At 62.5% G+C, this 21,496-nt stretch carries 19 protein-coding genes and 1 tRNA gene; 8 read left to right on the top strand and 12 right to left on the bottom strand.

All coding sequences use genetic code 11. The annotated features are described in order from the left end of the window. Positions 1 to 27: 27 nt before the first annotated feature. Complete coding sequence (fadB, locus tag FFS12_RS03085) at positions 28 to 2,175, bottom strand: fatty acid oxidation complex subunit alpha FadB (RefSeq protein ID WP_137885472.1); 2,148 nt, start codon at positions 2,173 to 2,175, stop codon at positions 28 to 30. Positions 2,176 to 2,636: 461 nt separating this feature from the next. Here fadB and FFS12_RS03080 point away from each other — a divergent pair, with 461 nt between their 5' ends. Further along, the gene (locus FFS12_RS03080; RefSeq protein WP_137885471.1) at positions 2,637 to 3,452 is read left to right on the top strand and encodes a hypothetical protein; all 816 of its coding nucleotides are present in this window, start codon (positions 2,637 to 2,639) and stop codon (positions 3,450 to 3,452) included. Positions 3,453 to 3,537: 85 nt separating this feature from the next. Here the strand turns inward: FFS12_RS03080 and FFS12_RS03075 are convergent, their stop codons facing one another. Beyond that, positions 3,538 to 3,975, bottom strand: a complete 438-nt coding sequence (locus FFS12_RS03075) for a hypothetical protein (protein WP_137885470.1) — start codon at positions 3,973 to 3,975, stop codon at positions 3,538 to 3,540. 87 nt (positions 3,976 to 4,062) lie between these two features. Here FFS12_RS03075 and FFS12_RS03070 point away from each other — a divergent pair, with 87 nt between their 5' ends. Next, positions 4,063 to 4,503: a universal stress protein gene (locus FFS12_RS03070; protein WP_137885469.1), complete on the top strand. Its 441-nt coding sequence runs from the start codon at positions 4,063 to 4,065 to the stop codon at positions 4,501 to 4,503. A gap of 33 nt (positions 4,504 to 4,536) precedes the next feature. Here the strand turns inward: FFS12_RS03070 and FFS12_RS03065 are convergent, their stop codons facing one another. Both FFS12_RS03065 and FFS12_RS03060 read right to left on the bottom strand, forming a co-directional pair. Further along, a complete protein-coding gene (locus tag FFS12_RS03065; protein WP_137885468.1) occupies positions 4,537 to 5,223 on the bottom strand; it encodes a hypothetical protein in 687 nt (228 codons plus the stop codon). A gap of 20 nt (positions 5,224 to 5,243) precedes the next feature. Then, positions 5,244 to 7,151, bottom strand: coding sequence for an ATP-binding cassette domain-containing protein (locus FFS12_RS03060; RefSeq protein WP_137885467.1), 1,908 nt, complete (start codon positions 7,149 to 7,151; stop codon positions 5,244 to 5,246). A 311-nt stretch (positions 7,152 to 7,462) separates the two neighbouring features. On the opposite strand from FFS12_RS03060, the gene FFS12_RS03055 reads away from it, so the two are divergent. Continuing rightward, on the top strand, positions 7,463 to 9,391 hold the full coding sequence (locus tag FFS12_RS03055; RefSeq protein WP_137885466.1) for a transglycosylase SLT domain-containing protein: 1,929 nt from the start codon (positions 7,463 to 7,465) through the stop codon (positions 9,389 to 9,391). 74 nt (positions 9,392 to 9,465) lie between these two features. On the opposite strand, the gene FFS12_RS03050 is transcribed toward FFS12_RS03055, so the two are convergent. The 4 genes from FFS12_RS03050 to FFS12_RS03035 all read right to left on the bottom strand — a co-directional run bounded on the left by FFS12_RS03050 (position 9,466) and on the right by FFS12_RS03035 (position 15,229). Beyond that, positions 9,466 to 10,269, bottom strand: coding sequence for an MOSC domain-containing protein (locus FFS12_RS03050; protein WP_137885465.1), 804 nt, complete (start codon positions 10,267 to 10,269; stop codon positions 9,466 to 9,468). Between the two features lie 211 nt (positions 10,270 to 10,480). Continuing rightward, positions 10,481 to 12,040, bottom strand: a complete 1,560-nt coding sequence (locus tag FFS12_RS03045; protein WP_137885464.1) for an FGGY-family carbohydrate kinase — start codon at positions 12,038 to 12,040, stop codon at positions 10,481 to 10,483. Positions 12,041 to 12,053: 13 nt separating this feature from the next. Then, on the bottom strand, positions 12,054 to 13,637 hold the full coding sequence (locus FFS12_RS03040; RefSeq protein WP_137885463.1) for a glycerol-3-phosphate dehydrogenase/oxidase: 1,584 nt from the start codon (positions 13,635 to 13,637) through the stop codon (positions 12,054 to 12,056). After that, on the bottom strand, positions 13,634 to 15,229 hold the full coding sequence (locus tag FFS12_RS03035) for an FAD-binding oxidoreductase (RefSeq protein ID WP_137885462.1): 1,596 nt from the start codon (positions 15,227 to 15,229) through the stop codon (positions 13,634 to 13,636). The genes FFS12_RS03040 and FFS12_RS03035 overlap by 4 nt, the downstream gene beginning before the upstream one ends. 168 nt (positions 15,230 to 15,397) lie before the next feature. Here FFS12_RS03035 and FFS12_RS03030 point away from each other — a divergent pair, with 168 nt between their 5' ends. Then, positions 15,398 to 16,441: an AraC family transcriptional regulator gene (locus FFS12_RS03030; protein WP_137885461.1), complete on the top strand. Its 1,044-nt coding sequence runs from the start codon at positions 15,398 to 15,400 to the stop codon at positions 16,439 to 16,441. Positions 16,442 to 16,547: 106 nt separating this feature from the next. Here FFS12_RS03030 and glp read toward each other — a convergent pair whose 3' ends face one another. Both glp and moaB read right to left on the bottom strand, forming a co-directional pair. Further along, positions 16,548 to 17,762 (bottom strand): gephyrin-like molybdotransferase Glp, encoded by a 1,215-nt coding sequence (gene glp / locus FFS12_RS03025; protein ID WP_137885460.1) that lies wholly within the window; start codon positions 17,760 to 17,762, stop codon positions 16,548 to 16,550. After that, positions 17,759 to 18,298, bottom strand: a complete 540-nt coding sequence (gene moaB, locus FFS12_RS03020; RefSeq protein WP_137885459.1) for a molybdenum cofactor biosynthesis protein B — start codon at positions 18,296 to 18,298, stop codon at positions 17,759 to 17,761. Before moaB ends, glp begins: the two co-directional genes overlap by 4 nt. Before the next feature lie 77 nt (positions 18,299 to 18,375). On the opposite strand from moaB, the gene mobA reads away from it, so the two are divergent. The 3 genes from mobA to FFS12_RS03005 all read left to right on the top strand — a co-directional run bounded on the left by mobA (position 18,376) and on the right by FFS12_RS03005 (position 19,375). Then, positions 18,376 to 18,978 carry a molybdenum cofactor guanylyltransferase MobA gene (gene mobA, locus FFS12_RS03015; RefSeq protein WP_137885458.1) on the top strand — a complete coding sequence of 201 codons (603 nt, stop codon included), beginning with the start codon at positions 18,376 to 18,378 and terminating at the stop codon, positions 18,976 to 18,978. After that, a complete protein-coding gene (locus FFS12_RS03010; RefSeq protein WP_137885457.1) occupies positions 18,900 to 19,121 on the top strand; it encodes a YgdI/YgdR family lipoprotein in 222 nt (73 codons plus the stop codon). The genes mobA and FFS12_RS03010 overlap by 79 nt, the downstream gene beginning before the upstream one ends. A 177-nt stretch (positions 19,122 to 19,298) precedes the next feature. Continuing rightward, positions 19,299 to 19,375, top strand: a tRNA-Pro gene (locus FFS12_RS03005). A gap of 412 nt (positions 19,376 to 19,787) precedes the next feature. Here FFS12_RS03005 and FFS12_RS03000 read toward each other — a convergent pair. Next, complete coding sequence (locus FFS12_RS03000) at positions 19,788 to 20,024, bottom strand: glutaredoxin family protein (protein ID WP_137817905.1); 237 nt, start codon at positions 20,022 to 20,024, stop codon at positions 19,788 to 19,790. Positions 20,025 to 20,188: 164 nt separating this feature from the next. After that, positions 20,189 to 20,746 carry a TetR/AcrR family transcriptional regulator gene (locus tag FFS12_RS02995; protein WP_137885456.1) on the bottom strand — a complete coding sequence of 186 codons (558 nt, stop codon included), beginning with the start codon at positions 20,744 to 20,746 and terminating at the stop codon, positions 20,189 to 20,191. A 147-nt stretch (positions 20,747 to 20,893) separates the two neighbouring features. Here FFS12_RS02995 and FFS12_RS02990 point away from each other — a divergent pair, with 147 nt between their 5' ends. Beyond that, a complete protein-coding gene (locus tag FFS12_RS02990; RefSeq protein ID WP_137885455.1) occupies positions 20,894 to 21,490 on the top strand; it encodes a glutathione S-transferase family protein in 597 nt (198 codons plus the stop codon). Positions 21,491 to 21,496: the final 6 nt, after the last annotated feature.

The raw sequence follows: 21,496 nt of genomic DNA, 5'->3' as shown, positions 1-21,496 counted from the left end.
ATTCACTCTCGCTCTATCGTTCCGCGCTTAACCGAAGAAGCTCTGGCCGTTTTTGGCCATCTCACGCAGCTTCGCGGTGGGGTGGTACAGCGCGCCCAGGTCGGCGTACTTGTCGGCCAGGGCGACGAACTCGGCTACACCGATGGAGTCGATGTAACGCAGTGCACCACCACGGAAGGGCGGGAAGCCGATGCCGTAGATCAAGCCCATATCGGCTTCAGCTGCGGTTTCGACTATGCCGTCTTCCAGGCAACGTACGGTTTCCAGGCACAGCGGGATCATCATGAAGTTGATGATGTCTTCATCGGTCACTTCACGCTGTTCGGTGATCACCGGCTTGAGCACTTCGTAGGCAACCGGGTCAGCCACTTTCTTCGGCTTACCGCGCTTGTCCATCTCGTAGGCATAGAAACCTTTGCCGTTCTTCTGGCCCAGGCGGTTGGCTTCGTACATCACATCAACGGCGGTACGACCTTCGACGGCCATACGATCCGGGAAGCCCTCGGCCATCACATCACGGCCGTGGTGGCCAGTGTCGATGCCAACCACGTCGGAGAGGTAAGCCGGGCCCATAGGCCAGCCGAACTTCTCCATGACTTTATCGATGCGCACGAAGTCGACGCCGGCGCCGATCAGTTTGGAGAAGCCGCCGAAGTACGGGAACAGCACACGGTTGACCAAAAAGCCTGGGCAATCGTTGACCACGATCGGGCTCTTGCCCATTTTCTTGGCGTAAGCAACGGTGGTGGCAACCGCCACTTCGCTGGACTTCTCGCCACGGATGACTTCCACCAGGGGCATCATGTGCACCGGGTTGAAGAAGTGCATGCCGACGAAGTTTTCCGGACGCTTGAGCGCCTTGGCCAGCAGGCTGATGGAAATAGTCGAGGTGTTGGAGGCCAGAATGGTGTCCTCTTTGACCTTGTCTTCCACTTCGGCCAATACCGCTTGCTTGACCTTCGGGTTCTCGACCACGGCTTCGACGACGATGTCGACGTTGCCAAAATCACCGTAGGACATGGTCGGACGGATAGCGGTGAGGGCTTCAGCCATCTTCGCAGCGGTCAGGCGGCCTTTGGCGACGCGGTTACCCAGCAGCTTGGAGGCCTCGTTAAGCCCCATCTGGATGCCGTCTTCGCGAATATCCTTCATCAGGATCGGCGTGCCCTTCACCGCGGACTGGTAGGCAATACCGCCGCCCATGATGCCAGCGCCGAGTACGGCCGCCAGCTTCACGTCTTTAGCGACTTCGTCGTAACCCTTGGCCTTCTTCTTCAGCTCCTGATCGTTCAGGAACAGACCGACCAGGCTCTGCGAAGCAGACGTTTTCGCCAGCTTGACGAAACCGGCGGCTTCGGCTTCCAGGGCTTTGTCGCGGCCAAAGTTGGCAGCTTTCTGGATGGTCTTGATCGCTTCGACCGGAGCCGGGTAGTTCGGGCCGGCCTGGCCTGCGACGAAACCCTTGGCGGTTTCGAAGGCCATCATCTGCTCGATGGCGTTGAGCTTGATTTTTTCCAGCTTCGGCTGCCGCTTGGCCTTGAAATCCAGCTCGCCGGAGATGGCGCGCTTGACCAGGTCCAGAGCCGCGGCTTGCAGCTTGTCGGCCGCAACCACTGCATCGACAGCCCCTACTTTCAGGGCGTCGACAGCTTTGTTTTCCTTGCCGGAAGCGATCCACTCGATGGCGTTATCGGTACCGATAACCCGCGGCAGACGCACGGTGCCGCCAAAGCCCGGGTAGATGCCCAGTTTGACTTCTGGCAGGCCAATTTTGGCGCTGTCGGCGATGACGCGGTAATCCGCGGCCAAGCACATTTCAAAACCACCGCCCAGAGCGATGCCATTGATGGCTGCAACGGTTGGCACGCCGAGGTCTTCAAAGTCACTGAAGATCTTGTTGGCTTCGAGGTTACCGGCCACCAACTCTTCATCGGGCAACTTGAAGTTGTCGACGAACTCGGTGATATCGGCGCCGACGATAAACACGTCTTTGCCACTGGTGACGATCACGCCCTTGATCGAACCATCTGCCTTGATGGCGTCCACCGCCTGGCGCAGATCGGCCAGTGTGAGACGGTTGAATTTGTTGACGGACTCACCCTTGAGGTCGAAATTCAATTCGACGATGCCGCTCTCAAGAGCCTTAACCGTGATGGCTTTACCTTCGTAAATCATCAACTGATCTCCACGGTATGGAAGCTGAACAGTACACGTCGGACGCCAAGCAGCGGGGTCACCCGCAGCAGAACCGTCGAGGATAGCCTCAATCAGCCTGACACACCCGCCGACGCGATATTCGGGCTCTTATGAACCGTGCCGCACAAGGCAAACACTCGATTCATACGCCCGTTTGATTCGGGTGCGCACACCTTCGAGCAAAAACGCGCACTTGTCAATTGTGGCGCTGCAGCCTTGTCGCCCCACGATCAAGTTCCGATCCTGGGCGCAAAAGCTTCTCTGCAGGCGCTATAAACAGCGCCAATAACGCCTTATTCAGCAGCGAACAGGGGTGATCCAGCGCACAGCTAGCCAAATCGGCAAGCTCCGGGTACAGTCGTTTCAATATGGCCGCTTTAGACCGGCCGTGACAAAACAACAACAAATGAAAGCCCCCAACGGGCACCACGGAGTAACCCATGTCGAGCCGTCTGCTTGCCATTTCGCTTAGCGCCTTGCTCGCTACCACCCTTCCCGCCTTCACCGCCAGTGCCGCAGCCCCCACTGACAACCTGCTGAAGCTGCATCAATTGCGCCTGGCTGCACAAAAAAGCCTGGGCGACTTTTATATGTACAACGGCATGGAGGGTGATCAGCGCTATGCGCGAATGATTGAAGAGTCGCTGCAAGACGCCAGCAGCCGTCTCAATGAGATCACAGAGATGCCGGGCGAGGCCTCCAAAGCCCTGCGCGCCCAGCTCGGCCAGCAATGGAGCGATTATGCCGGCGAGCTCAAAAACCTCACCAGCACCCTGAAAAACCAGGGCTTCACCGACCTGCAGCCGATCGCCAACCTGGCCACGCGCAACCAGCAGCTGATCGCCTTGAGTAGCGAGCTGTACAGCAAGATTCAGCAGGAAAGCGGCCTCAATGTCCCGCCGCTGACCCAGCAAAGTCGCGAGCAGAGCCTGCTGATGCAGGCCATCGCGGTGGACTACGCTTCACGTAGCGCCTCAGTCGGCGGAACCTTCTTCGGCGGTGGCGGCGAAAGCCAATCCATCGACCAGCTGGTCGACGAGTTCGCCGGCAAACTGACCAGCATGGAGCGCGCAGCGCAGAACACTCCGCAGATCCGCCAGTCGCTGGGCGGGATCAACACCAAGTGGCGCTATATCGAGAAATCGCTGAAGAATTACAACGAGAACTCGGTACCCTTCGTGGTCAACAAGTACTCAGACAGCATCATCGACGGCCTGGAAGGGGTTTCCGCACAGTACGCGGCAGCCAAACTCTAAAACGCTTGCCCGCCTGAACTGCTCTTTTCCGGCCTGCCTGGCCATATACCTCGCCCGGTGTGACTACCGGGCTTTTCTTTGCCCCTCAGGCCAGCGCCGTCAGCAACGCGGCAATCCGCTGCAAGGTCTCCGGCTCTCCGCGCTCCCCCCAGCACAGGGCGATCATCTGCTTACCCGCCTCGACCTTGAACACATCCGCCGGCAGGCTCGCCAAGTGTTCAGCCAACGCCGCATCGGCACAGGGCTCGCGCCACTGATTGACCCATTGCCCAGGCGCCATCTGCCAATAGCACCAACTGTCCGTATGCCCGGCACGCCGCGCGCGGTGGTACTGCGGACAGGGGCTGGGCGGCTCCTGCGGCAACCAATGCGGCCACTCCTGGCGCGACAACTGCATCGCCAAGCCCATCCGACGGGCAGCCATACGCATGGCCATCTGCCCTTGCTGACGCCGCGAAGGCCGCAACCAGGCCAGCGGGCTGAGCACTACCGCCATGAGCGCTACCACGATCCACAAGGTCATAGGTTCTATCCCCTAGGCAAAAGTCCGCCGTCAGCGGCTAATGGCAGCCATACTTATGTTCATACGCCAATCTCAGGAGGAGTCACCATGTCCTATCAGCACATTCTGGTCGCCCTTGATCTGTCCGAAGAATGCGACCCGGTGATGCAGCGCGCCTACGCGCTGGCCACCAGCAGCCAAGCCAAGCTGTCCCTGGTGCATATAGTCGAGCCCATGGCCATGGCCTTTGGCGGCGATGTGCCGATGGACCTGTCGACGCTCCAGCAGCAGCAATTCGAGCAGGCCCGTGAACGCCTGGATGGTTTTGCCAGGAAATACTCGAAGCTGGGTACCGACCGCCGCCATCTGGTCTACGGCCAACCACGCCAGGAGATTCACCGCCTCGCCGCGGAACAGGACTGCGACCTGATCGTGGTCGGCAGCCACGGTCGCCACGGTCTGGCGCTGCTGCTCGGCTCCACCGCCAACGATGTACTGCACGGCGCGCCCTGCGACGTCCTGGCGGTGCGCCTGAAAAAACCGGAATAAGAACAATCCTGAGTAGGCTCACTCGGACGTAGCCTACTCCAGCTCTTCTCCGGTGCTCATCAGCAATGGGCGAATTTTCTGTAGTTGCGTCTCCAACGAATAGGTCATGCTCGAGGACATGGAGAAGAAGGAGAGGAACGCCTTGAGGTTCGAGTCGCCTTCACAGGTGTCGTGAATGCGTTGCCAAAAGGCCTGATTGACCAGCTGCAACTGCTGGAACAGGCGCACCAAGCCCTTCAAGTCCCAGTCCGCCTGCCGCCCTTCGCGAAAGTTGAAGTATTGCCGGGCCAAGTACAACGACACGGCCCGCAGGGTAAATTCCTGGCTATTGGCGAATGGCAGATGGTTCTGCGCCATCGGCTTGAGCCGGCCCAACACCGGGCAGGCGCTGGTGGCCATGATCACCCCGAGCAGCGCGCGCAGCCCTTCTTCCAGCCCGGCCTGCTTGGTGTATTCGCGCTCGGGAGTACGCACCCAGAACTGCGCCTTTTTGAAGGCTGGCAGACCACGGAAATCTTCGATCACCCGATGCAGATCCACCGCCGCCGGGCAATGGCTGAAATCCTCGCGCTTGAGCGGGCAGTTGCTGCACTGCTGATGCTCCAGACGCGTCCAACTCGGCGCCGCGGGCGCCCGCTCAGGGTCATAGTCACGATCCAGTTCGATCCGATAGCTGAACTCGTGACTATCGTCGAGGGTGATGCGGTACTCGATGGCCATTTATGTCTCCGACAGGCTAATTAGGCTTCCAGCTCGGCCCAGCGCTCCAGCAACTTATCCAACTCCTGCTGCAAGCTTTCCAGGCGCGCCAGGGTGGCATTCGCCTCGTCCTGCGGGCGCTGATAGAAAGTTGGCGCAGCGATCTCGGCATTCAGGGCGGCGATCTTCACCTCCTGGGCATCGATCAGCGCCGGCAGAGCTTCCAGCTCGCGCTGCAGTTTGTAGCTGAGCTTCTTCTTCGCGGCCGGCGCAGCCTCCAGCGGCACTTCGGCGACCACCGCCGCAGCCACCGCTTCGGCTTTGCTGGCCTTATTCTCGCCGACGCCCAGCAGACGCGGCGAGCCGCCCTGACGCAGCCAGTCCTGGTAGCCACCGACGTATTCGCGCACGCGCCCTTCGCCCTCGAAGACCAGGGTGCTGGTGACGACGTTGTCGAGGAACGCCCGGTCGTGACTGACCATCAGCACGGTGCCCTGGAAGGTCAACAGCACTTCCTCAAGCAACTCGAGGGTTTCCACGTCGAGGTCGTTGGTCGGTTCGTCGAGCACCAGCAGGTTGGCCGGCTTGCTGAACAACTTGGCCAGCAGCAGCCGCGCCCGCTCACCGCCAGACAAGGCCTTCACCGGCGTCCGCGCGCGCTGCGGGCTGAACAGAAAGTCGCCGAGATAGCTCAGGACATGCCGACTCTGGCCGTCGATATCGATGAAATCGCGGCCTTCGGCGACGTTGTCGATCACGGTTTTTTCCAGATCCAGCTGATGGCGCAACTGATCGAAATAGGCGACATCCAGGCGGGTGCCCACCTCGATGCTGCCGCTAGTCGGCTGCAAGTTCTCGAGCATCAATTTGAGCAAGGTGGTTTTGCCGGTACCGTTGGCGCCGAGCAGGCCGATGCGATCCTGGCGCTGCAAGACCATCGAGAAATCCTTGATCAGCATCGGACCGCCCGGGTGGGCGAAGCTGACGTTCTCGAGCACCATCACTTGCTTGCCGGACTTTTCGGCGGTGTCCAACTGAATGTTGGCCTTACCGGTGCGCTCGCGACGCTGGCTACGCTCGACGCGCAGCTCCTTGAGCGCCCGCACACGGCCTTCGTTACGCGTGCGGCGCGCCTTGATGCCTTGGCGAATCCACACCTCCTCCTGCGCCAGACGCTTGTCGAACAGCGCATTGGCGGTCTCTTCGGCGGCCAGTTGCTGCTCTTTGTGCACCAGGAAGCTGGCGTAATCGCCGTTCCAGTCGATCAAGCCGCCGCGATCCAGTTCGAGGATGCGCGTGGCCAGGTTCTGCAGGAAGGAACGGTCGTGGGTAATGAACAGAACCGCGCCCTGGAAGCCCAGCAGCGCCTCTTCCAGCCAGGCAATCGCGCCGATATCCAGGTGGTTGGTCGGTTCGTCGAGCAGCAGCAGATCCGGTTCGGAAACCAGTGCCTGAGCCAGCAAGACCCGGCGACGCCAGCCACCGGAGAGCTCGGCCAGGGTTTTGTCCGCCGGCAGTTGCAGGCGACTCAGGGTGCTGTCGACCAGTTGCTGCAAGCGCCAGCCATCACGCGATTCCAGGTCATGCTGCACATGCATGAGCTTTTCGAGATCGGCATCGGTATGGATGTTCTGGCTGAGGTGATGGTATTGCGCAAGCAAGGCGCCGACACCGTCCAGGCCTTCGGCCACCACGTCGAATACCGTGCGTTCATCGGCGAGCGGCAGTTCCTGCGGCAATTCGCCGATTTTCAATCCCGGCGCGCGCCAGACCGCGCCGTCGTCAGGCATTTGATCGCCCTTGACCAGGCGCAGCAGGCTGGATTTGCCCGTGCCGTTGCGGCCAATGATGCAGACCCGCTCGCCACGGGCAATTTGCCAGGACACTTGGTCCAATAGCGGCATGGCGCCGTAGGCCAGGGAAACATCGGTGAACTTGAGCAGGGTCATGGGCGCCTCTAAGAATTACTGCGCGGGATCGGACGGTGTGATTATCGGACTCAAACTGCTTGTTTAGCCTGAGTAAACTGCGCTGTGACACCGTGCCTGAGCGTCGCTCGAAACATGTTTAGAGACGCCCACAGGCATCTGCAAAACTGGGCGCGCATTCTACCGAGTTGCAGCGGGGCCCTGCTGGCCTTTTTTAATCAGGCCAGCCGAATGGCGCGGCGCTTCCGCCAGCACTGGGCAAAAGGCTAAGCTAGGCGCCTCTGGCGTCGCTCAAACCCTCGCCTTTTTAGAATTCTCTGTTCGGAAGTGTCATGCGCGGTCGTCTGCTTAGCCTGTTTTCCTGCCTAGTTCTCTCGGCTGCCACCCTCAATGCAGCCGATGCGGCCAGCCTCGCCCAGCAGCGTCAATATTATGATGAGGCTAAGCGCGCCCTGGCCAAGGGTGATGCTGGCCCCTACCGGATGTATGCCAAAGTCCTCGGCGATTACCCGCTAGAACCCTATTTGGCCTATGACGAACTGACCGCTCGGCTGAAAACCGCCAGCAACGCGGAAATCGAGAAATTCCTCGCCGAGCACGGCGACTTGCCCCAAGCCAGTTGGATGAAGCTGCGCTGGCTGCGCTGGCTGGCCGAGCGCGGCGACTGGCAACCCTTTATCAATCACTATGACCCGAAGCTGAATTTCACCGAGCTGGACTGCCTCTATGGCCAGTATCAACTCGGCCATGGCATGACTGCCGAAGGCTATGCCAGCGCGGAAAAACTCTGGCTGGTCGGCAAATCACAGCCGGAGGCCTGCGAGCCGCTGTTCGAGCGCTGGGCCGCAGCCGGCCAGTTGACCGAGAGCAAGCGCTGGAAACGCGCGAAGCTGGCCGCCGAGGCCCGTAACTATGGCTTGGCCAGTCATCTGGTGAAGACCCTGCCGACCCTCGCCAGCCAAGGCCAGCTGCTGATTGAGGTGGCACAGAAGCCACTGCTGCTGAAGCAGACCACACGCTTCGTTCCCGCCAGCCAAAGCATGGCCGATGTGGTCGGCCTGGGCCTGCGGCGCCTGGCCCGCCAAGACCCAGAAAAGGCCATCGAGCTGCTGGATGTCTACGCCAAGCGCCTGCCCTTCTCGGTCGAAGAAAAAGTCGCCATCGCCCGCGAGATTGGCCTGACCCTGGCCAAACGCTTCGATAATCGCGCCTTGCCGATCATGACCCAGTACGACCCGGAATTGCGTGACAACACGGTTTCCGAATGGCGGATGCGCCTGCTGCTGCGCCTCGGCCGTTGGGCTGAGGCCTACCAGTTGACCCGCCGCCTGCCGCCGGAACTGGCCAACAGCAACCGCTGGCGCTATTGGCAGGCGCGCAGCCTGCAACTGGCCCAGCCCAACAGCCAGGAACCGATCGGCCTGTACCTACCGGTTTCCCGTGAGCGCGACTTTTACGGCTTTATGGCCGCCGACCAGATCAAGGCACCCTACCAGCTGAATAACAAGCCGCTGCTGCTGGACCCGAGAGTCATCCAGAAAGTCCGCAACACCGCCGGTATTCGTCGCGCCCTGGAGTTCCACGCGCGCGGGCAAATCGTCGACGGCCGGCGTGAGTGGTACCACGTCAGCCGCCTGCTCAGCCGCGAGGAACTGGTCGCGCAGGCACGCCTGGCTTACGACATGGAATGGTATTTCCCGGCCATCCGCACCATCAGCCTGGCGCAGTACTGGGATGACTTGGATGTGCGCTTCCCGATGGCCCACCGCGCCACCCTGGTGCGCGAAGCCAAGGTGCGCGGCCTGCACTCCAGTTGGGTATTCGCCATTACCCGGCAGGAAAGCGCCTTTATGGCCGACGCCCGCTCCGGCGTCGGGGCCAGCGGGCTGATGCAGCTGATGCCGACAACCGCCAAGGACACCGCGCGTAAATTCGGTATTCCACTGGCCTCGCCGCAGCAGGTGCTCAACCCGGACAAGAACATCCAGCTGGGCGCCGCCTACCTGAGCCAGGTGCATGGCCAGTTCAACGGCAACCGGGTGCTTGCCTCCGCGGCCTATAACGCCGGCCCGAGTCGCGTACGGCAATGGCTGAAGGGCTCCAAGCACCTGGCCTATGACGTTTGGGTAGAGACCATCCCGTTCGACGAAACCCGCCAATATGTGCAGAACGTGCTGTCCTACTCGGTGATCTACGGGCAGAAGCTCAACGCTCCGCAGCCGCTGGTGGACTGGCACGAACGCTTTTTCGACGATCAGTAATTACTAAAAAGGGCGCCAATCGGCGCCCTTTTTAATGCTCCCTCTCCCATAAACGAGATAAGTGACGCAGCGCCCTACTCCAGCACTTCGACTGCCATCCCGACCTGCAGCTCGCCTGTGCCTTCATTGATCAGGTTCTGCCCGAAATACACCTCACCCTCGCGCTCGCGGTAGGTCTTGAGGGTGGTCAGCGGCTCGCGATCGGCACTGCGCTCGCCCGTTAGCGGGTCCAGGGTCGGCATGATGCAGCGGGAGCAGCCCTTGGCCACGCGAAACTCGACGCTGCCAATGCGGATGCGCTTCCAGCTGTCCTCTGCATAGGGCTCGCTCCCTTCGACCACCAGATTCGGCCGGAAGCGCAGCATCTCCAGCGGCCGCCCAACCCGCGCGCAGAGGTCATCCAGCGAGGCCTGGCCAATCAGCAGCAGCGGAAAACCATCGGCAAACCCCACCTTCTCATTCGCACTCAGACTGCCCTCGACCCAGCGGGCACGCTCGGCGGGGACCTGTACCAGGCGGCAGGGCTTGCCGATAAAGCGGCTCAGCCAGGCGGCCGCCTCATCGCCGGCATCCGGGACCTGCAGGCTGTCACTCCAGATAAACGCACCGCGCAACGGGGCATCCGCACCCGGCAAGGACACCTCCAGGGTGGGAAAGCCCGCCGCGTTGAGCGTCAAGCCACCGGCTGCATTACAGCGCGCCGACAGCTGAGTCATGTGCGGCAGCGCACGCTGAGTGAGGAAACGGCCGTTCGCCGCATCCACCAGCATCCAACGGCGGTCACCCTGCATCCCCAGGGCATCCAGCTGCGCCTGCGGCAGGCTTTCGCCAATGGCCGATTTAAGGGGGAAACGGTAGAGCGTGGAAAGTCGCAGCATGGGCCGGCGTCCTGTTCAGCAGATCAACGAGACACCCTTATACGGAATTGCCCGGCAGGCACTCAAGCCCGCCCTGTCATCCACCCGGCTCAGTTGTCGAGCAGCAGGCGCTGGCGAATCCCAGCGACCCGCTGGCCCGCTGGGGTAAACCGCGGTCAAGGCCTAAGCCGCTGCCTCCCCCAACCCCTCTCCCGCCGGGCAAGAGGCAGCATCACGCCGGATAACCGGTGATCTCGCGAATGCTCTGGTACAGCGGCTTGAGCTGCTTGTACATGCGCTGATAGACCTCTTTATAGAGGCGCTCATAGGTCTGTTGCGCCTGGGGATTGGGCTGGAACACCTGACCGACACGGGTCATAGCCGCAATCGCCGTGGGGAAATCAGGATGCAGGCCGAGCCCCACCGCACAGTCGATTGCCGCGCCCAGGCCGGAAGTCTCGTAGGTATGTGGCCGTTCGGCGGGCAGGCCGAAGATATCCGCCGTCAGCTGCATCGCCGCATCGCTCTGCGAACCGCCGCCGGAAACCCGCAGCCGCGTGATCTTGCTGCCCGAGCGCTTTTCGATCTGCTCCTTGCCCTGCCGCAGGGCGTAAGCCAAACCTTCGAGAATCGCTCGATAAAGGTGCGCACGGGTATGCACATCGCCGAAGCCAATGATCGAACCCTTGGCCTCCAGCCCCGGCTCACGGATGCCCGGCGACCAGTACGGCTGCAACAGCAGGCCCATGGAGCCGGCTGGCACGCTGTTGACCAATTCGTCGAACAACGCCTCCGGCTCGACGCCCAGCTTTTGGGCGCGCTGCATCTCGCGCAGACCGAACTCTTTCTTGAACCAGCTGACCATCCAGAAGCCGCGATAGATCATCACTTCGGTGTTGTAGTGATCGGGAATCGCCGCCGGATAGGGCGGAATCAGCGGGATGGTTTCCAGGTACTGGCTGCGCGTGGTGTTGATCGTCGCCGTGGTGCCGTAGGACAGGCAGGCCGTGCTCGGCTCCACCCCGCCGGCGCCCAATACTTCACAGGCTTTGTCCGCCCCCGCGGCAATTAGCGGCAAGCCCTCGGGAATTCCGGTGTGTCGACTGGCTTGGGCACTGATCAGGCCCAACTGCTCACCGGGCTTGACCAGTTCCGGCAACTGCTCGCGGCGCACCGGCATGGCTTGCCACTTCCAGTCACTCGGCGCGGCCCACTTCAGGCGTTTGTAATCAAACGGCAGGTAAGCCACGCAGCAGGCCACCGAGTCGACGAAGCGGCCGGTCAAACGATGGGTGAGAAAACCCGAGAGCAGCAGCAACTTATGGGTCTGCGCCCAGATTTCCGGCTGTTGCTGGGCGACCCAGTTGACCTCGGCCTGGGCGCGGAAGTAATCCACAGTCGCCTCCTCGCCGATCAGTTTGAACAGCCAGCCCCAGGGGCCCTTGATCTTGCCTTCGACCTCGGCCCGCCGCTGATCCAGCCAGAGGATCGCCGGACGCAGCGGCTGCCCCCGCTCATCGACATTGATCACAGTACCGCGCTGGGTGGTCAGCGCCACGCCCTTGATCAGGCTCTTGTCGATCGGCACCTGCTCCCACAACTGCCTGCAGGCTTCGCCGAGGCTCTGCCAGTAATACTCCGGGTCCTGCTCGGCCCAGCCGGGTTGCGTGGAGTAATAGGCCTCCAGCTCGACTTTGCCCTTGCCGAGCAGGTTGCCCTGCAGGTCGAATAGCAGAGCGCGGACGCTCTGGGTGCCGTTGTCGATGGCCAGCAGGTAGCTTTGTTCGCTCACGTAGACAGCCTTCTTATTCTTGTGCCGGCAGGCTGTAGCAACGCTGCCACAGCTGTAGATACTTCAGTTCTTCCTCGGCCCAACACGCGTCATCCCAGCCCAGGCGCGCCTGGCACAGTTGACGAACACGCGGCAGTTCGCCTGCGCCACCGGCAGCCAGCAACAGGCCTAGACGGGTACGGCGCAGCAGCAGGTCATCCAGGTGCAGCACCAACTCGTGTTCCGCGGCAAAGGCCAGCTCGGCCCAGAGCGTATCGGTGGCGCCGACCTGGTCGCTGCCCAGCTCTTCGAGCAAACCCGCCAGCTTCGGCAACTCGCGGCCATAACGTCCGGCCAAGCGTCGTTGCTGTCCGGGTGAGAGCTGCGGCAGCGGCACGGGCACCCTCTGGCGGAACACCTCGCTGCCCTGATCTTCCAGGGTTTTCCCGAGCATCGGCGCGCAGGCCTGCAACACCTCCAAGGCCAACAGGCGAAAGGTGGTCAGCTTGCCGCCGGCCAGGGTTACGCAACCGGGTTCGAGCCACAGCGCATGCTCGCGTTTTTCATCCGAAGGGTTCTTGCCCGGCACCCCGCTGCCGATCACCGGACGCACGCCGGCCCAGGTCGAGAGCACATCGCCGCGGCCTATCTGCGCCGCAGGGAACTGCTGGGCACAGGCCGCCAGCAGGTAGTCGACTTCGACAGCACTGATGCGCGCCTCGAGGTTGAGGTCGTCGTTATGATCGAGATCGGTGGTGCCGATCACGGTTGCGCCCTCCCAGGGGAAGACGAACACCGGTCGGCCATCTTCGGCGTGCATAAAGCTGAACGCATGGGCCAGCGGCAGACGCCAGGCGGGCAGCAACAGATGGCTGCCACGTAGCGGGCGGATCTGCTCGTTACCGGTTTTTAGGCGCAATTGATCGGCCCAGGCACCAGTAGCCTGAGCCACCACCCGCGCCTTGAAGCTGAGGCGCTGGCCAGTTTCCACATCTTCGGCCACAAGCCCGGTCACGCGGCCATCGGCCCGGCACAATTCGAGCACTTTCAGGCCATTCAGCGCCTCGCCACCTTCGGCCCGCGCCTCGCCGAGCACGCGCATGACCAAGCGCGCATCGTCGGTCACCGCATCGAAGAAGCGCGTGCCGCCGAGCAACTTGTCCTCTTTCAGACCGGGCGCCAGGTAGCGCAACTGTGGCAGCGGGTAATAGCGATGGTTGCGCTTACCCGCCAGGGCGTCATACAGAGACAGCAGGCCGCCAAACACTTTCGGCCCTGGAAACTGCCCCTGGTAGTGCGGCATCACGAAGCTCAGCGGGTCGACCAAGCCCGGCGCCTCGCTCAGCAGACGCTGGCGCTCGTGCACCGAATCACGGGTCAGCTTGAGCTGCCCCTTGGCGATATAACGCAGCCCGCCATGAACCATCTTCGACGAGCGGCTGGAGGTGCCCCAGGCGAAGTCGCGCTGCTCGATCAGCAGGCACTTCCAACCGCGCCGGGCGGCTTCGCGCAGAATCCCGGCGCCACTGATGCCGCCACCGACCACGAGCAGATCCCACTCGCGCGCGGCCAGTTCGGGTAACGCCTGCTCACGCCAGGCGGCGTTCCAGGTGCTCATTCGTGGATCAGCACGCCAGGATTGAGGCGCACCTCGGGGTCGAAATGCCTGGCCAACGCCCGCAGCGCCGCCATCCCCAGCTCGCCCTTCTCGACCGGCAGGTACGGCGCATGATCGCGACCGACGCCATGCTGATGGCTGATGGTGCCGCGGTTATGGACAATGGTTTCGCTGGCCAGCTGTTTGAGCTTTTTCCAGCGTTCCAGGGTGCCGGCGTAGCTGTCTGCCGGACGGAACACATAGGTGGTATAGAGGCTCGAACCCTCGCCGTAGACATGCGAAAGATGGGTGAACACATGCACCTGCTCGCCCTCGGCCGCCAAGCCCTCGCGCAGGCTGGCCTCGATCTTGTTCAGCAGGTGGTCGACGTTCGACCAGTCGGTGGCGGTTTCCAGGGTATCTACCGCATAACCGGCCTGCCACAGGCCCTCGCGCAGATACGGAAAGCGGAAACGGCCCTCGGCCCACTTCTTCCCCAGCAAGGTGCCGGTAAATACGCCGCCAAAGCTTTTCAGCAGCTTCTTCGCCTGCTTCAGCGACAGCGCATTCTGCGCACGGTTACCGGTGACGCCGAAGGTCAGCATGCACTTGCCGGTGCGCGCGCCACGCAAGGCCAGGTACTTCTCCAGCAGGGCGATCTGCTCGGGGTGGCCGGCCAGCGCCAGCTGGGTTTCGGTTTCGAGGGCATTCGACAGGCGCAACATCGACAGCGGCACCCGCGCCTGGCCCAGGATGCGGATCGCTTGCAGGGCCTGCGACCAGGACGGCAGGAACACCGCGTAGAACTTTTCTTGCTCCGCCAGCTTACTCACTCGAACCTTCACTTCGGAAATGATCCCGAAGCGCCCTTCCGAGCCCAGCACCACTTCGCGTAGATCGGGGCCGGCAGCCGAGGCCGGGAAGGTCGGAATCTGCAGCGGGCCGGCGAAGGTTTCCAGAGTGCCGCCGGCGAACAGCTGTTCGATCCGCCCATAGCGCAGCGACTGCTGGCCACTGGAACGACTGGCCACCCAACCACCCAAGGTGGAGAGTTCCCAGGACTGCGGAAAATGCCCGAGGGTATAATCACGGGCGCGCAACTGGCTTTCCACCTGCGGGCCGTTCGCACCGGGACCGAAGGTGGCGATCAGGCTTTGCTCATCCAGCTCCAACAGACGGCTCATGCGTTCCAGCGACAGCGTCAACACCGGCCTGCTGCTGAGCTGCGGGTTGATATGCCCGGCCACCGAAGTGCCGCCGCCGTAAGGGATGACCAGCACATCCTGCTCGGCAGCCCAGGCCAGCAACTGACGAATCTGCGCGGAGGTTTCGGGATAGGCCACGCCATCCGGGAACACTTCGAAATTGCCTTCACGCATCGCCAGCCAATCCGCCAGGCTCTGGCCACGGGCGTGGCGCACACGGTCTTCGGCATCGGTAACTATCAGTACATGGGGCGCCAGGCGCGAGGCCGGCACCTGGGCGATCACGCTGGGCAAACTGGCATCCGCCAACACCTGGCCAGCACCGATACGCGCGGCGAGGAAGGCCCCACCCTGGGCCGGCAGCTCGACTACCGTCGCCTCATCACCCCAACCGTTCCAGCGCCGCATGCACTTCTCCTCGTTTTATATATTCAGGCTGTCGATAGCCAGTTTCGAACACTGTTCTTGGCTGCCTATACTAGCCGGCCGCTGTCTGCCGTCACTGTCGGATCAAGACAGCCCCAGTCGCCAATCAAGACAGCCGCCAATCAAGACCCTCAAAATAAGAACGACGCCATGCACGCTCTGGGCTACACCTCAGTTCCCGCACTGCTCAAGTACCTGCGCCATGCCGAACGGCTTGGCCTGGATCAGGCGGCCGCGCTCGCTGCGGCCGGCCTGACCCTGGCGGATCTGGATGACAACGGCCGGCGCCTGCCCAGCGAAGCCCACGAGAAACTCCTCGCCCATCTGCTGCAAGCCTCGGGTGATCCGCTGTTCGGTCTGCATTCCGGGCATTTCGTGCAACCGGGTTCGTGGAGCGTGCTCGGTTACATCACCATGAACTGCGCCACCCTCGGCGAGGCCATGAGTCGCATCGTGCCCTACGAGAAACTGGTCGGAGACATGGGGGTCAGCCGCCTGGAACCGGCCGCCGATCACCTGCGGCTGATCTGGACCTGCCGCCACCAGCCGGCGGAGATCCGTCGGCACATGGTCGAGAACGTGCTGACGTCCTGGCTGCTCTATGCGCGCTGGATCGCCGACATGCACCACTCGCCGCGCGAGGTCTGGTTCGAGCACGCCCAACCGGCGGGCACCACGCTCGACGAATACGAAACGGTATTTGGCTGCCCGGTGCGATTCGAGCAGAGCGTGAATGCCCTGTTGGTGCCGCTGGAATACCTCAACGTGCCGTTGCGCCAGGCCGACGCCAATCTGCTGCGCACGCTGGAAGAACACGCCCTGACGCTGATGGCCGGGCTGGATGAAGGCGAACCGCTGCCGCTGCGGGTGAAGAACGCTCTGCGGCTGCTGCTCAAGGATGGTTTACCGCGCAAGGAACGAGTGGCGGAAAAGTTCGCGATGACCGTGCGCACCCTGCAGCGCCACTTGCAGCACGCCGGCACCAGCTACCAGGAGATCCTCGACCAGTTGCGCCAGGAGCTGGCCGAGCACTACCTGACCCGCAGCACACTGCCGGTGCAGGACATCGCCCATTACTTGGGTTTTACCGAGTCGCGCTCGTTCCACCGCAGCTTCAAGAGCTGGACCGGCGTGACCCCGGGCGAGTACCGCGAGGCTAAGCGCAAAGCAGCCGGGCTGCCAGAGACTCCCTGAGCTTCGCTAACCGTAGGCTGTGCCGGTGCGCACCAGCGGCTTGTGGTGCGCGCAGCGCACCCTACGTTAGACCGCCTCGATCCAAGACGCCGTCCGACCTGGCGCGCTAGTTCAGCAACTCGCTCAGCGGAATGAAGTTAACGCTATCGCCCTCCGCCAACGTCGTCCCCTCACGCACTTCCACCAAGCCCTCGGCCCAGGCGGCGCTGCGCAGCACCCCGGAACTCTGGTTCGGATACAACACCGCGCGCCCCTGCTCGAAGCGCGCCCGCAGGTATTCGCGGCGGTTACCGGGCTTGCGCCAAGCAAAACCTGCCGGCACCGGGAAGTGCAGCGGCGTCACCTCGGCAACCCCCAGGCGGCGCAACAGATAAGGCCGCGCCAGCAAGGCGAAGGTCACCAAGGTCGAGGCGGGATTCCCAGGCAGACCCATCACCGGTACACCACGAAAATGGCCAAAGGTCAGCGGCTTGCCCGGCTTGATCGCCAGCTTCCACAGCGCCAGTTCACCGTCTTCGCGCAGCGCATGCCCCAGGAAGTCCGCTTCGCCGACCGACACGCCACCGGTCGACAGAATCAGATCGACGTCCGCCAACTCGCCTAGCTTGGCGCGGGTCTTGTGCAGATCGTCCGGCAAAATACCGGCATCCAGCACCGCGCAGCCCAGTTGCTGCAACCAACTGCACAGCAGCATGCGATTGCTGTTGTAGATCTGCCCAGGCCCGAGCGGCTGCCCCGGTTCGATCAGCTCATCACCGGTCGACAGCACCGCCACCCGTGGCCGGCGCACCACCGTCAATTCGGCGGCCCCCAGCGCGGCGGACAACCCCAGCTCGATCGCCCCCAAACGAGTACCCGCGACCAACACCGTCTCGCCCATACGGGTTTCCTGCCCTTGCGGACGCACATGCTGGTCGGGCTTGATCGGCTCGCTAAAACGCACTCGGCCATCGGCCAGAACCTCGGCGTTTTCCTGCATCTCCACGCTGTCCGCACCCTCTGGCAGCGGCGCGCCGGTGAAGATCCGCGCACAGCTGCCGGGTTCCAGCGGCACAGGCGCCTGGCCGGCGAAGATGCGTTGGCTGACCACCAGCGGCTCGCCGCGCCAGTCGGCCTGACGCAGGGCATAGCCGTCCATGGCGCTGTTCGGCCACGGCGGCAGATCGAGGCTGGCGACCAACGGCTCGGCCAGCACCCGGCCATGCGCGGCGGCCAGCGCTACCCGTTCGTTTTGGCTGATCGGCGTTGCCTCAGCCAGCGCCAGCAAACGCTCCAGCGCCGCTTCGAGCGGCAGCAGGCCGGGGTGGTCGCAGGCACTCATCCACGCGGCTCGCAGGCGGCTGCTTGCTTGAGATGGGCGACGAAATTGCACGGGCGATGGCGGGCGTCCAACTGCTCGGCCAGGATGCCATCCCAACCCGTGCGGCAGGCGTTGGTCGAGCCCGGCAGGCAGCAGACCAGCGTGCCATTGGCCAAGCCGGCCAGCGCCCGAGATTGAATCGTCGAGGTGCCGATATCGGCTACCGAGATCTGCCGAAACAACTCGCCAAAACCATCGACCTGCTTGTCCAACAGACAGGCTATGGCTTCCGGGGTGCTATCGCGGCCGGTAAAGCCGGTGCCGCCGGTAATCAACACCACCTGCACGCTGTCTTCGGCGATCCAGGTCGCGACTTGCGCACGAATCTTGTACAGATCGTCCTTGAGCAAGACCCGTGCGGCGAGGTTATGGCCGGCAACCGTGAGGCGATCGACGAAGAGTTGGCCAGAGGTATCGGTTTCCAGGGAGCGGGTGTCACTGACGGTCAAAACAGCGATGTTCAGCGGCACAAAGGGTGCTTCAGCCTTGTGGTTCATAGGCTCAATCCGGTTGTGAGAGGGGCAGGCCGGTGTTATATCACAGCCCTCGCTATTCCCGCGCCAGGAGCGCCGTTATGACCGACTCTATCGCCCTGCCCGCCTGCTCCATACTGCTGCTTGCCGGCGGGCGCGGGCAACGCATGGGCGGGCGCGACAAAGGCCTGCTGGAGTGGCGCGGCAAGCCGCTGATCGCCCACCTGCATGCGCTGACCCGGCCGCTGACGGATGATTTGATCATCTCCTGCAACCGCAACGGCGAGCGCTACGCGCCCTATGCCGACCGCCTGGTGCAGGACGACAGCCTGGACTTCCCCGGCCCGCTGGCCGGCATCCGCGCAGGCCTGGCGGTCGCGCGCCAGCCGTTCCTGTTGGTGCTGCCCTGCGATGCACCCTTGCTTGATCTCGCCCTGCTCCAAGCCATGCGCGAAACCGCCGCCGCCCAACCGGAAAAGCCGCTGATGCTACGTCAGGGCGGTCAATGGGAGCCGCTGTTCTGCCTACTACCGAGAGCCTTGGCACCAGCCGTGGAAAACGCCTGGCAAGCCGGTGATCGCGGCCCTCGCCATGTCTTGCTCGCGCTCGGCGCAGTGGCCCTGGATTGCCCGGCGCAGGACCCACGCCTGGCCAACCTGAACACTCCAGAACTGCTGGCACAGGCTGCAAGTTACCGTCGGTGATCACCCTGAACGATGGCCGCGAGATTCAATCCGTGGATCAACCGGAATTCAACGAGGACGATGGCTTCTACGAGTTCGAACAACTGGATGGTAAACACGTCAAGGTCAACAAAGACCAAGTCCGCACCGTCAAAGAACTCTAAGCAAGACCGGCAGTCATGAGTCACCCGATCGTGCATCGAATGACTCATGGCGAGCCACGCATCCCGCATGAATACTGGCGTTCTCCCCCGGCGCAGCAGCGCAAACGCCTGCTCCGATAAAAAAATCTAGCTAACCCCTTGTGCAACAAAACTTTTTCGGTAGAATTATTGCCAATTCGGAGTGTAGCGCAGCTCGGTAGCGCGTCTCGTTCGGGACGAGAAGGTCGCAGGTTCGAATCCTGTCTCTCCGACCAAATCCCCAAAAAACCCGCCTTCACGGCGGGTTTTTTATTGGCTGCGATTCGCCTTTACTGACACCGGCGGCCTGCCACACTTTTCAAGCAAGAAAGCCGCCGACCGGTACAGCGCAATGACAGCATCCGCGACAACGCTGTCGTTACTCTGCAACCTTTTACACACCTTTAGACTCAATGCGCGGGACACACCGATGACAGTAGGAAAAACCGTAAACGGCTATCTCATCAGCCAAGCCAGTGACGGCAACTGGTGGGTATGCACAGCCAATGAAGAACAGATAGCTGGCCCCTTCACCAGCGAGAAGCAGGCCGCAGAAGTCGCCGAGGTTCTTCAGGATCAGCCGCCACCGCCACGTCGCCGCTCGGGCCCGCGGGCGTAACTGGCTGGTGTTGTTCGGCGTAGATTGTTTCAGCGTAAAAACGCCACCACCTGCTCCGCCTCGAACGGCCAGTTGAGTTCGGCCCCGGTATCGCAACGGCGCAATACGGGGATGCGCAAGGCATAGAGTTCGACCCAGTCTTCGTGCTCGGCGATATCAACCAACTCGACCAGCAGACCGTGCTCGACAAAGGGCATCAGCAAGGTTTCAGCGACTTCACAGAGATGGCAGCCAAGGGTGCCGAACAGTTGGCATTCGGGAAGCATGATCGCGTCTCGCAAAGGAGTGAGACGCGCAGTTTAGCATTTGCCTCAGGCGGCTGAACCGGCCACGGCTGCTGGCGGTGGTGCTGTCCGGCCCATTGGGCGCTGGAAAGCCGTGAGGCGCGCCTGCTCGGCGGCCTGAGCTAGCCAGTTAAACAGCTGAACAGTTAAACGCCCGCGGCCTCGAGCAATTGCTCCGCCGCCGCCTTGGCCTCCAACGCCTGTTCGGCCGGGCCATGCAGGTGGGCCATGCTCAAGGCGCCCTCAAAGAGAAACTGCAGCTGTCGCGCCAAGCGCTCAGGCTCAATCGCCCCCAGACGTTGCAGCGCCGCGAGGAAGTAGTCGCAGACGAAACGCTTGTGCAGCGCCGCCTGCTGGTGAATCGGGTGCTCCCGGTTGGAGAACTCGGCGGCGGCGTGGGCAAACAGGCAACCGCAAAAGCCCTTCTCGCTCAACCACAGGTGCAGACCGTCATAGGTACGCAGGATCGCCTCGCGTGGCGGCAGGCTCTCTTGCGCGAGCTGCATGCGCTGGCAGATCTGCCGATGCTGCGAGTCCAACACCGCCAGGATCAGCTCATCCTTCGACTTGAAGTGCTTGTACAGGGTCATTTTCGCCACCCCGGACTCGGCCAGGATGCGGTCGATGCCCGTGGCGTGATAACCCTCGCGATAGAACAGCTCTAGCGCGGTACTGACCAGTTGATCACGTTTACTTGCTGCCATGTAAGGCCTCCTAGGCTCTGGCCATTATGCGCAAGCCGCGCAACCAGCTCAAAGTCGCACTCAGTGCAATCGAGCAAAATTGTCGCTTGAAATATACAGACCTGTCTGTCTAATATCCAGTTCACCGCCCACTCATGGAGAATTGCGATGCGGCTTCACGACTTTGACCTGTCCGGTAACTGCTACAAAGTGCGCCTCTTTCTCAGTCTGATCGGCCAACGCGCCGAGCGAGTGAGCGTCGATCTCCGCGGCGGCGAACACAAACGCCCTGCATTCCTCGCCATCAATCCACGCGGCCAGGTGCCCGCGCTGGAAGATGGCTCGCTGAGCCTTGGCGACTCCCAGGCCATTCTGGTTTACCTGGCGCGGCGCTATGCCGATGAACACTGGTACCCGCTCGATCCCGCGAGCCTAGGCCGCATCGCTGGCTGGCTGAGCTTTGCCGCCAACGAAGTACAGCACGGCCCCGGCCTGGCACGCCTGGGCAAGCTGTTCGGCGTAGCGATTGATGAAGTGGCGGTAAACGCCAAAGCCACGAGAGCGCTGGAACTGCTCAACAGCCACCTGGCGGAACACCGGTGGCTGGCGCAGACCACGGCGCCGAGCATCGCCGATGTGGCGGTCTACCCCTACGTAGCACTGGCGGCTGATGGCGGCCTCGAGCTGACGCCCTACGCTCATCTGCACGGCTGGTTCGCCCGCCTGCGCGAACTGCCGGGTTATATCGACATGCCGGGGCTGTAACACGGC

Source organism: Pseudomonas sp. 2FE (assembly GCF_005503735.1).
GTDB lineage: Bacteria > Pseudomonadota > Gammaproteobacteria > Pseudomonadales > Pseudomonadaceae > Aquipseudomonas.
This window is presented reverse-complemented; position numbering and strand designations above follow the sequence as displayed.